This is a genomic window from Microcystis sp. LSC13-02 (genome assembly GCA_002282935.1).
Classification (GTDB): domain Bacteria; phylum Cyanobacteriota; class Cyanobacteriia; order Cyanobacteriales; family Microcystaceae; genus Microcystis.
In genome coordinates this window covers 1-11,925 of the sequence record MTBT01000018.1, presented here as the reverse complement: position 1 = coordinate 11,925, position 11,925 = coordinate 1, and the positions used below count along the sequence as shown (strand labels likewise).

At 41.7% G+C, this 11,925-nt stretch carries 4 protein-coding genes; 1 reads left to right on the top strand and 3 read right to left on the bottom strand.

Annotated elements, in window-relative coordinates:
- Positions 1-85: 85 nt before the first annotated feature.
- Entirely contained in the window at positions 86-6,241 is a 6,156-nt protein-coding gene (locus BGL89_RS01285) for an AAA family ATPase (protein WP_286823849.1), read from the bottom strand.
- A 94-nt stretch (positions 6,242-6,335) separates the two neighbouring features.
- On the opposite strand from BGL89_RS01285, the gene BGL89_RS01280 reads away from it, so the two are divergent.
- A complete protein-coding gene (locus BGL89_RS01280; protein ID WP_286823848.1) occupies positions 6,336-7,580 on the top strand; it encodes an RNA-guided endonuclease InsQ/TnpB family protein in 1,245 nt (414 codons plus the stop codon).
- Positions 7,581-7,604: 24 nt separating this feature from the next.
- On the opposite strand, the gene BGL89_RS01275 is transcribed toward BGL89_RS01280, so the two are convergent.
- Together BGL89_RS01275 and BGL89_RS01270 are read right to left on the bottom strand one after the other, a co-directional pair.
- Positions 7,605-9,437, bottom strand: coding sequence for a carotenoid oxygenase family protein (locus BGL89_RS01275; RefSeq protein ID WP_286823846.1), 1,833 nt, complete (start codon positions 9,435-9,437; stop codon positions 7,605-7,607).
- 367 nt (positions 9,438-9,804) lie between these two features.
- Positions 9,805-11,139, bottom strand: coding sequence for an AAA-like domain-containing protein (locus BGL89_RS01270; RefSeq protein WP_286823844.1), 1,335 nt, complete (start codon positions 11,137-11,139; stop codon positions 9,805-9,807).
- Between the last annotated feature and the right edge of the window lie 786 nt (positions 11,140-11,925).

Genomic DNA, 11,925 nt, shown 5'->3' with positions numbered 1-11,925 from the left:
CAGGTGCGAAACCCCGCAAGGGAAAGAAGCAGAAACCTAAATCGTGAGGTTTGGGAATCACCGTCCGTTTACGGCGGTGAGGATGTCAATAGGTTGATTTTGCCAGGGCCAGCCAATGGAGGTGAAAGATTGCTTGATAGATGGGATTATGGACCCGCAGCCGGCCTTCGTCTTTGATCACTAACCCCGATAAAAGTAACTCTTTTTCTGGAGGGCTATCCTCGGCAATCACCTCTTTTTCCCTTAAAATCCGTTCATAGAGTCTCAGGAGCAACTGGGAGCGATGACTGTTGAGAAGCCGATCGCGAATAGTCCGCAGATGTTCCGGTTCATCCTGAGCTTCCCAATTGTCAATGATCTTCTTCTGTACCAAGTCCTCAATCCAGGGGGCCTCACCATTGGGGGGAATCGGTGCGGCAGCGGTGCGAATTAACTGACAGAGTTTTTGCGTTAGAAAAGGTTGACCGTTTGTCCAAGCAAAGACTTCTTTTAAGACAGTTTGCGGGTTACTAACTTTCTCGGCCAATCCGCGCAGTAAAGGCTGGGCTTCGTGTTCCTTAAAACCCTCCAATTGAATCGAATGACCGATATTAAAAGGAGTGATTTGGTGGTCGGTAATTAAATCGGAGGGGGTGACAACACCGAAGAAAGCGAAGGTCAAACGCCGATAGAGCGGGTTAAAACCACGCTGGTTATAGCAGGAACGAATCAGGGCAAAAAAGTCATTAACCGCGAAATTTAAGCCCAAAACGCTATCAATTTCATCGATAAAAATCGCGATCGGTTTCGGGGGAGAACCTTCCACTATCCCCACTTCCAGCAATAACACTTCTTCGATAAATTCGCCCAAGCGCTGTACTGCCGAGACATCTTCCCGTTCTTGCCACCAAGCTTTGAGATTGACCCTTTTGAGCAGGCCAAAACGTCGCCCTAACTCGAAGGCTATCCCCTTGTACCATTGGTCGGGAGTGACATTTTCACTGCCGATACGGGTTAAATCAATGGGAGCGCAACAGATGCCCTCGTGTTGGAGGTGATCGATCATGCGTACCATTAAACTAGACTTGCCCATTTGACGGGGATTGAGGACATAGCAAAAATCGCCGCGTTTGAGGGCTTTATAGAGATAACGGTCGGCGGCGCGGACCACGTAGGTGGGGGCATCCATGGGTAAACTGCCCCCCACTTGGTAGTCAAAGGTGCTAGATTCTTCGCTACTTCTGAGCAGTTCATTTTCAAACAGTAATTCTGCTTGGGTGGCCTTGAGAATTTCTAGGGTTTGGCTGAGTTCTAGGGTGCGCTCCTGCACTTTCTGTTCTAGGGTGCGGCTATACTCGGCTAATTCTTCGGTAAAGCGAATCCGTTCCGCTTCCGCCTGTTTTCGTTCGGTAATATCGGTAAAAGCGGTGATCGCATAGATAATTTCTCCTTTTTCGTCAAAAACGGGCGTGGCATACACTTCTAGGGGAATAATCTTCTCTCCTTGGTGAATTTCTAGATCATCCATCGTGTTTTTTTCCCCCCTTAAAGCTCGGACAATCGGATGGTATTCTGTGGGATACAATCGATCGGTTCCAGCTTGATATAACTGATAGGTTTCCCCCAACTCATTAGCCGTGGTGATATTAACTATCTCTTTTCCTAAAATCTCTTGGGCAGTTTGATTGGCATAATAGGGTTGACTGCCAGCATCGAGGACGAATACCCCCACCGGCATGGCTTCTAAAAATTGCGCTAGTTGTCTCTGTTTGGCTTTGATTTCGGTGTAGAGTTTGGCGTTAGTAATTGCGATCGCCGCTTGGCTGGAGAGCAGTTGCAGCACTTCCAATCTTTCTTGGGTAAAAGCCCCAACGGTGAGATTATTTTCTAGATAGACAATTCCCCGCAGTTGTCCTTGGTCGAGGAGGGGTGTGCAGAGCAGGGATTTGGTTTGATGGGTTTTAATATAGGAATCATTGCTAAAATTGCCCTCATGGGCAGCATCGTCATTAAGAACGGTTTGACCGCTCCGGGCTACATAGTTAATAATCGAGACGGGAAGATGTTCTTCGATGGCATTAGATTTAAAGACTGTCACCCCATCTTCCTGCACCGAACCGGAGGCTTCGATCAATAGTTGTCCGCCACTTTCTAGGATAAGATAGCCCAGCTGCGCCCCAGCATTTTCGATGAGAATTTTCATCAGGGTGGCGAGTAATTTATCTAAAACTATCTCGCTAGAAATGGCTTGGAAGGCCTTCATAATCGTGGCTAAATCTAACAGTTCTCCCGCATGACTAACTGAATTTTTTCTGGTGGGAGTTCTCCTAGTTTCGGTCAGGGAATTGGAACCATAATTATTGACCATTAACTGAGAATAACGGCTTTCTATCTCTTTGACTTTAGCTGTTGCTCCCCAAAGAGAATAGAGATAATAAGCTTCATTGATGTAGGTTTTGGCAATTTTTACTTTACCCCAATCTAGATAGAATTTCGCCGCTAGTTCGTTAGCTAGTGCTTCTTCATTAATGTATTCATTTTCCTTGGCTTTAGCGATGGCTAGTTCGTAGTTTTCTATGGCTTCTAGATAGGATTGCTGCACCCGGTCTTTTTCCGCTTGCACTAAATAAAATTTATGGAGATAGTTAGAGGGTGCTTGATTAGCCCATTCCCGCAGCTTTTTCTGATTATTCGTCACTCGTTCTAATATTTGCTTTTGTTGGTCATTGTCCAGATGACTATAAATAGCTAAATGGGCGAGGGAATCATAGAAATTATGCAGAGAAATCAAGAAAGTGGCGGTGGCTCCCCCCAGATATTTTTCGGCTTGTTTAGCGTTTTCAATGGCTTGTTCGTACTGTCCAAATAAATAACAAAGGTATAATTTATTAACAAATAAAGCACAGAGTCCGTAGAGATCATTAGCCTCTAGATGATACGGTAACATAAGAGTTTCTTGATAGTATTGTCCTTCTAAATTACCGGGATTTTCCGAGCGCCCCAGTAGATTTAAAACTGTTTGTCCGTAGATTTTTAGATAGTTGCGAGTATTTTCTTGTTTGAGCTTAACAAAAGCCAGATCATAATTAGCTATTTCCTGGGCTAATTCTGTTAATTCCTGTCCAATAAAGGCAGAATGAAAACAGTAAAGATAGGCGCAGGTTGTTCCGTAGTAGAGATCCCCAATGTCTAAACCAGTTTGATAGGAAGATTTTAACAAAGACAGGGAATTTTTAATTGGTTCTTTCCAGATACTAATAGTGGCGGAAAAGACGGCAATTATTTTCGGCATCAGGGCTTTGGCATGAAATTTATCGGTGATGTTTAAAGCCAGTTTTCCAAATTGATAACCCGTTTCCCAATCTTCTAAAATACCACAAAGAATTAAGCCATAATTGACATAAGTAAAAGCCGCTAGATAACTATTGCCGTATTCAATTGATAAGTTAACCTGTTTTGATACTAGGATGGGTAAGAGATGAGGGGCGGCAATAAAAACAGGAGGAAATATGGCAGTCGCCATCTTCATTATTGCTAATTTTTCTTCCTCATTTATCGGCGGTAAATTACTTAAATCCTCAATATTTTTACCTGCTAATCTTTGTCGAGTTTCAGTTAGTTCTTTTTGAATATCTGATGATTGTAAGGATTCGGGAATCTCGAAATCTAAGCTTTTGAGGACAGATAAACCAATTTGTACCGCTTTTAGTTCTTGATTTTGGGTGTGATAAGCTTCGATAATGACTTCATAAACTTTTATTTTATCTAGGGTTGTTTTTGCCTGTTTTAATACGAGATTAGCCCAGCACTGCATCGGCTCAAAATCCCCAGTTAAATAGGCGATTTCTGTGGCTTCAGAATAAACATTTAAAGTCAGTTGATAGTTATTTTTCCAACTTGATTTTTTAAGAAGTTTTTGAGCAATTTTAATATATTTTAAGGCTTCGATTTGGGCATTGGCAGCTTTGGCTTTTTGGGCTGCTAGTAAATTCAAGTTAGCCACTAACTCTCGTTCTTTTTCCTCGCTAATTAGTTGATAACCAAGATTGAGATGATCGACTATTTTAAAAATCTTTTCCGATAATTCATTGGCAGCAGTATTCCGCCAAAGTAGGCGACCAATTTTTAGATGAATTAAAGATTTTTTGCTGTCTTTGATGAGAGCGTAAGCTCCTTGTTGAATGCGATCATGAGCAAATTTATATTCTTGAATCAGTAATTGTTCATCTAATTCTGAGAGGGGAATAATCAAACCAGCTTCGCTACTATAATTTAAAATTGGTAAAAGTTCTGAAGGTGATTTTTCAGAGATTATTGCCAGACTATATAAATTAAACTCTGCTCCAAGGCAGGCCGCTAAACTTAAAACCTCCTGGGTTTCGGGGGGCAATTTCTGCATTTTGCCCATCATAAATTGAATCAGATTATCGGTACTGCCAATCCTTTGAATTTGGCCGAGATGCCATTGCCAATAGCCCCTATTATTGTCGATTTTAGTGGTTGTTTCCTGCCCTGGTTGGAAAAATAGCAAATTTTCCCGGTAGATAGTTTTGAGAAATTCATTGACAAAAAAAGGATTACCGTGGGTTTTTTGCCAGACTAAAGCGGCCAAAGATTGCACATATTCTGGTGAATGATTTAATGTCTCGGCAATTAACTGATTGACCTGTTCAAGTCCCAGAGGTTTTAAAATAACTTGATTGATAATTATGCCCCCCTGCTCTAATTTATCGAGAGTAGCGGTTAGGGGATGGGTGGAATTAATTTCATTACTGCGATAGGAGCCAATTAAAAATAAATAGTCGATATCGCCATCGAGCATAATTAATTCTATCAACTGAAGACTAGCCAAGTCTGCCCATTGCAAATCATCGAGAAAGATGACTAAGGGATGTTCTGGGGAACAAAAGACGCGAATAAAATTTTTAAAGACTAAATTAAAGCGATTTTGAGTAGCGATCGCTCCTAATTGTAACACCTCTGGTTGCGGACCGATAATTAATTCTAGTTCAGGAATCACATCAATAATAACCCGTGCATTCGTCCCCAAAGACTTTAGGAGTTTTTGTCGCCATAGTTCCAGTTGTGGTTGACTTTCCCCCAAAAGTTGCTTGACCAGATGAGTCAAAGCGCTAACCACGGCAGCGTAGGGAGTGTTGCGCTGAAACTGGTCAAATTTACCAGAGATAAAAAAGCCGCGTTTTTCAGTAATTGGCTGATAAATTTCCCCAACCAAGGTGGTTTTACCTATACCAGAATAACCCGTAACTAGCATCAGTTCGGTGTGAGAGGAGTTTTTATCCGCCGTGGCTACCCGTTGAAAAGCAGCGAGGAGAGTGGCGATTGCTGCCTCCCTGCCGTAGAGTTTCTGGGGAATTTGGAACTGATTAGCTAGATCTTGCCTAGCGATGACAAAATCCTCAATTTTACCCGTTTTTTCTAGTTGTCTTAAACATTCTTCTAAATCTGCCCGAATACCATAGGCACTTTGGTATCGTTCCTCGGGGGTTTTAGCCATCAGTTTCCTGATGATTGCCTCCACCACCGGGGGAATTTTCTCCCTGACGAGACTATTAATCTCCAAAGGTTGTTTAGCCAGATGACAGTGAACTAATTCCAAAGCATCTTTAGCTGGAAAAGGTAATTGTCCGGTGAGCAGTTCGTAGAAGCTAACGCCCAAGGAATAAAAATCCGTGCGGTAATCGAGACTGCGATTCATCCGTCCGGTTTGTTCGGGAGAAATATAGGCTAAAGTCCCCTCCAGGACGTTGGGATTTTTTAGCCCCGGATTTTCCCGCCGCAGGACGCTGGCAATGCCAAAATCGATGATTTTAATTTGTCCGGTTTCGGGGTTAAGAACTATATTGGCCGGATTAATATCTTTGTGAATAACCTTGGCGTTGTGAATTTTCTCTAAATTAGCCACTATTCGGGGTGCAAGGCTTAAAAAGTCCCTTAGGGCCAAGGGTTTACCCTCTAGCCATTTTTTTAAGGATATGCCCCCGAAATCTTCCAAAATAATCACGGGAGTTCTGCGGTAGGTTTCTAAACCATAAGCTTTAATCGCCCCCTCGAAGTTCAGGCCGCAGATGGTTTTATACTCCTGTTTGTAGTGGGTTAGTTCTTGGGTGGTAGGATATTCTTGCTTGAGGATTTTGAGGATAACGGGTTGATTATCGGCGGTGCGAATGGCCCGATAGACTTCTGAGTTAACACTTTCGTAGATTTGGGCAAGAATGTCGTATCCGTTGAGAAGAATCATCGAAAAATTGGGTTTGAAACCCCGTCCTTTTAGGACGGCTTGGCATTTAAGATGTTTCGCTATATGCTAGAGATACAGCGAAACAATCTTAACTATGTACGCCACTCAAAAGAACCAACTTAGACAACTTAATCAGCAGGAATTTAATGCCCTGACTGCTTTGTGTCGTTTGAGTAAGAATCTTTTTAATGTGGCGTTGTACGAATGTCGGCAATATTTCTTTGCTGAAAGAAAACGTTTGACCTACGAATCTAACTACCATATTTGCAAATCTAATGAAAACTATCGGCTTTTGAATACCGATATTGCTCAGCAAACGATGAAGGTAGTAGATAGAAGTATGCGGTCTTTCTTGGGACTGCTTAAGGCAATTAGTATAGGGAGATGTGACCAAAGACCACAACTGCCCCAATACTTGTCTAAAGAGGGATATTTCCCTTTGATTATTCCTCGAATTAAACTCAAAGATGGAATGTTGGCAATTCCCATGTCTAGAGAGTTTAAAAAAGAATATGGCGAAGTTAAAATCCAACTCCCAGAAAGACTGAAAGACAAGAATATTAAGGAGGTACGAATACATCCCAAATACTCGGCTCGATGGTTTGAAATCGAGTACATTTATGAGGATGAAGCAATAGAAACATCTGTGGACTCCGAAAAAGCAATAGCTATTGACTTGGGGGTTGATAACTTGGCAGCTTGTTTTGACACTGAGGGGCATCAATTTTTGATTGATGGAAAAAGACTTAAAAGCATTAATCAGTGGTACAACAAGCGTAATGCTGAACTTCAATCTGCCAAAGATAAGCAAGGCATTAAAGAGTTGACTAATCAACAAGCACAGCTTAATCAATGGCGTAATGATTCTATTCGAGATTATTTGAATAAATCCGCTCGAATAATAATTAACCATTGCTTGAACCATCAAATAGGCAAGTTGGTAGTTGGGTATAATCCAAGTATTAAACAAGAGATTAATATTGGACGTTCCAACAATCAAAACTTTGTTCAGATACCTTTTTGGCAACTTAGACAAAAGCTCAAAGCTTTGTGTTCTCGATACGGAATTGAGTATTGTGAACAAGAGGAGTCTTATTCGTCTAAAGCTAGTTTTTACGGTCAAGATGAGATTCCTATTTACAATGCCGATAACCCCATCAAACAGAATTTTTCTGGTAGAAGGGTTAAGCGGGGATTGTATCAAACAAAGAACAGACATCTTGTTTCAGCCGATATTAATGGTAGTGCCAATATTTTGGTTAAAAGTAAGCACAGACTCAATTTTGAGCGAGTGTCTAGCGGGTTTTTGGCTAACCCTTTAAGGATTTACGTCTCTTAAGAATCCCCGCTAGGCGCGGGAGTGTCAATTTTTTGCTTGGCGATTGTAAATGGCTGCGGGTCTCCCCAAGAAAAATTCTACGGGAACCAAGACAAGACTCCGCAAGGCCGAAAGAACTCGATTTACCTGTGAGACGGAAGGACGGGGAGAAGGCAGCACCTGCTCGAAATACTCGGAATGCAAGGTAAAACCAAAGTGAACATCTTCCGGTAAGCTCAGTTTAGCAATCGGTCCGTCCTTGAGATTGTCAGGGTTAAATAACCAAGCTTCTAATACTCTGGTCGGGGTTAAAACCGTCGTAAATAGATAGCCCTGTTCTTGGGGAATAAACTGAATGCTATCTAAAATATAGCCATCGGGACAAACATAAAAATCCAGTAGTTCCCGACCTAAATGTGATACATGAGTATCACTGGCATTTTTTTCTTGTCTAATCTGTTCAGTTAACTGATTCCAATCCTTATCGAGGGGAACCTTGGCTAATACCGAGGGCAAGTCATGACTGGGAAGTTCGGCATCGCTGAGGATGCGATTACTTTGGTCGCGAAAATCCATATACTGACGACGACAGATTAATTCGCGCACATAACCGGAATAAACCTGATAAATGGCGCTGTATCCCTGTTCCAATTCCCGTGGGTCGGCGGTGTAGAGACAGGTAAAGAACCAACCCGGATGGATGAAAGCTTGTTCGCTTATCACCCTGGCATCTTCGATAACCACTTTGCGTAGCACTCCGGGGTCAAAGGGAAACATCCAAGGAATGCCGTGGTATTCGGGGGGATAACTCTGACCAGTAAAATGTTGGATATCGTCTTTTTCGATCGCTTCGGTTAAACTAATAGTGGCGTTTTGGATGGCCACCAGCTGAATTTGACCGTTGATACTATGGTAATTACAAAGGAAGTGATAACTGTCGCCATTGAAGGTAATTAATTGCGAGGGAACGGTGGTTTCTTCTTCCTTGAGGTCTTGACGTTTAACCAGATAAATTTGAGTTTTCGGATAGGTTTCTTCTGGCTTGATTCTGATACCTAATAGTTTGGCTACTCCCATCTGAAAAGGCATATCGGGAATCATGATATAATCTTCGGTGACGATAACCGAATGGGGACTACCATCAAGGATAGTTCCCTGTAGTTTCCAAGGTTTAAGTTGTTTTTGTTGATCCCAAAGAACAATATACACCGAGTTATCTAAATCTTTTAACATACCTCCCGATACAAGTTTTAGCTTTAATTCACAGGTGATAAATTCTTGGGTTTTTTTATCGTAGAAGGGATGAGCGGTATTTTCTAGGACGGGGAAAAAAGACAAAGGCACGGAAACAAGATGTTGGTCAAAATAACCAATCGGAGTGATAGTATCAAGGGAAACGGGATCTACTTCCCAGTAACGTCCCGCATCGGCGGTGAGAATTAATCTGGTTTCTTCTAGTTGTTCATCTTCGGAAACTTTTTCTAGTTTAACCATAGCAGTATTCGCTATTTCCGAAGAACCCAAAATGCTGATCACGGCGGGAAAATTGGCTTTAATAATATTAAATATCGGTAAAATTTTTCGCCAAAAACTATCCCAAGTTTTCAGTTTTTTACTGTAAACGTTAACTTGATTATTTTTCCCTTGCAAGTCCCATTTAATAATTACACCTTCGCCAGAGAACAAATGACGGTCATTTTTTCTATGAAAAGGACAGACGATAAAAACGTATCCCGAAAGATTTTCCGGCCAATGTCCCTCGGTAATTGTGGCGACCGCTTTATATAAATTGTTCTCATCCGGTTGACCGAGTTGCGAGCGACTAAAATTACTAACGTTGACAGTATTTTGGACAGTATCTTTGATTGACATATTCATAGGATTCTCCCTTATCAGTTATCAGATGTGAGTTATCAGTTATCAGTTATCAGTTATCAGTTAAGTGGGTGGGTGGAATTAAATATAAGATGAACGTAGGTTGGGTTGAAGCATGAAACCCAACGTCCGATCATGTTACGAAGTGCGCTAACCCATCCTAAAAATAATTGTACCTCCCTACTTATCAGTTATCAGATGCGAGTTACAGCGTTTCTCATCAAGATGAAGTATGACTGGATTTGGCATCATCCCCAGACGACCGACTAATGTTGACCGTTCCTCAGTTTCGGCGTTCCCCAAAACCAGAGAATTTGCACCTCACTATTAGGATAACTGCTATATCAGTTCACTGATAACTGTTTACTTTTTACTGATAACTGATAGAGGATTTCACCTCTAAAAAATAGCGTCGATACAATTCATAGCCGGGTACTACTTTATCTCCTGATTGTTTGAGTAGTCCCATACTGCTGAGTTTGTAAGCGAGAATTGGGTCTAATTGTACGGGTTCCACCGCGCTCATCACTCTATCGAGGGCTTTCGCTAGTTCAGGCTGTTGTTCTAATACCGCCCAATGGCGTCGCAGGTGATGGGCATAAATCCCCGTGACGGAGGTGGCACTGGTTAGTATTTGCGCCATAGTTATTTCCTCCCGACTGAGATAGTAGAGGGCGGTTTGCACCAAAGCTGGGTGTCCTCCTACTAGCTCCATCAATTGTTTGACTTTTTCCTGATTTTCCCAGGTGAGTTGATAACGTTGGGCTAATTGCAATACCTCCTCAAGACTAAAATGACTTAGCTGTGCGGGGAATCCCACGTTAAAGGGGGATTGATTGAGTTGCAGGGGGACGTAAATTTCTGTGGAATGGACGACGATAAGACGGAGTTTTTGCCAGATAGGTAGGGTTTTGGCTTCTTCGTACCAAGAACGCAGCAGCGGTAAAAAATCCTTGGCCACTTGGGGATGTTCAAAAATCTGATTGAGTTCATCGAGAGCGAGGACAATGGGGGCGGTAATCGATTCCAGGAGATAGTCTTGAATGTAAACCGTACAGCTAATCTTGCTGCCTAAATCCTCATCCCAATACTCATCTAATTGTGGTTTTAACTGTAGTTGACGGGCAGCATTGGCACACAACCAGCGCAAAAATTGGTTTAAATCACCTAAAATCGCTTGGTCTACCTGTTCTAAGTTCAAACTCACCGTGCGGTAGCCTTGCTGTTTGGCAAAATCGAGCATTCTCAAAAGTAGGGAAGTTTTGCCCATTTCTTTCGGGGCTTTTATCCGCACTAAAGCCCCCGGTTTCTTGATTTCCTGCCTTATCTGTTCTTCCAGGGGAAGACGTTCTAAATAAAATGGGGAACCAAGGGGAACTGCCCCATTGGGATAGGGGGGTAATATGTCCAATTTTTCGCTCTTGGATGGAGAATTAACCGGAATTTTGTCTTGAGGGGGTGCTGTTAGCTGAAAATTCAGGGCGGCGATTTCTTGCCAGTCGAGGCATAATCGACGACAAATTTGGGCAAAAGTGGCTTGTTCTACTGGTTTCCCCGTCAGGAAGTTGCTGACAATAGCCAGACTAAATTCAGCTTCTTTAGCTAAGGATCGTTGACTGCTAAAGCCCTGCTTTTTCACGGCTAATTTAACTTGATTGAGGCAATGTTGTTGTACTCTTAGATGGCTCGATAGGGAATCTCTCATAAGAATTGGGGAATTGGGAAGAATAAATAAAAATAAATCTCCTTAATACTGAATCCTAACCCAATTGTAGATGTTCGATTTTGCAGGAGTTCTATTTTTTGTCAAAGATAAGCAAAAATTATCTATTGACTCCATAAGCTTGAGAATATTTAAATTAACATTCCGCAATATTTATAAATTCTTAACAATTAATTGAGAAATATTTTTATTTAACAACGATGTTGCAATGGTTACAGCGATTTGATAGAATTTCATAATGGGTTATTTTGTGCTTTTTTGGGCAGCAATGGTGGAAACCCTTGCCACACCTAGAAGGTAATCCTGATTAAGACGGGTAAATTAGTCAATTTCACCCGCAACGATGATCTTTTTTTTGTGTAGTTTTATTGCAAAGAAAAAGTTTTTTTGACAAAAAGCACAAAGTATGATAAGGAACCAACGTATTTCTGGCTGCCAGTAGTTATTGCAGAGTGGGAGTTGGGAAGTATTTTCAGTAATCAGTGAACAGTAACCAGTAATCAGTGAAAAGAAAGCTCAACTCTGATAAGCTGTTCGTAATTTAAATTGCTTGGGCCAGACGAGGCAAGAGGCAAGAGGCAAGAGGCAACAGTAAAGGGATTGGGGGAGATTCGGCTAATCTTAAGAATAAGCGCTTTAAATGCGTCTTAGCTTAACTGATAGCTGATAGCTGATAGCTGATAACTGATAACTGATAACTGATAACTGATAACTGATAACTGATAACTGATAACTGATAACTGATAACTGATAACTGATAACTGATAA

What these genes read in the sequence shown, in the direction of transcription:
- BGL89_RS01285 (WP_286823849.1), bottom strand. Translation starts at nt 6,241, where the DNA reads ATGATTCTTCTCAACGGATACGACATTCTTGCCCAAATCTACGAAAGT.
- BGL89_RS01280 (WP_286823848.1), top strand. Translation starts at nt 6,336, where the DNA reads ATGTACGCCACTCAAAAGAACCAACTTAGACAACTTAATCAGCAGGAA.
- BGL89_RS01275 (WP_286823846.1), bottom strand. Translation starts at nt 9,437, where the DNA reads ATGAATATGTCAATCAAAGATACTGTCCAAAATACTGTCAACGTTAGT.
- BGL89_RS01270 (WP_286823844.1), bottom strand. Translation starts at nt 11,139, where the DNA reads ATGAGAGATTCCCTATCGAGCCATCTAAGAGTACAACAACATTGCCTC.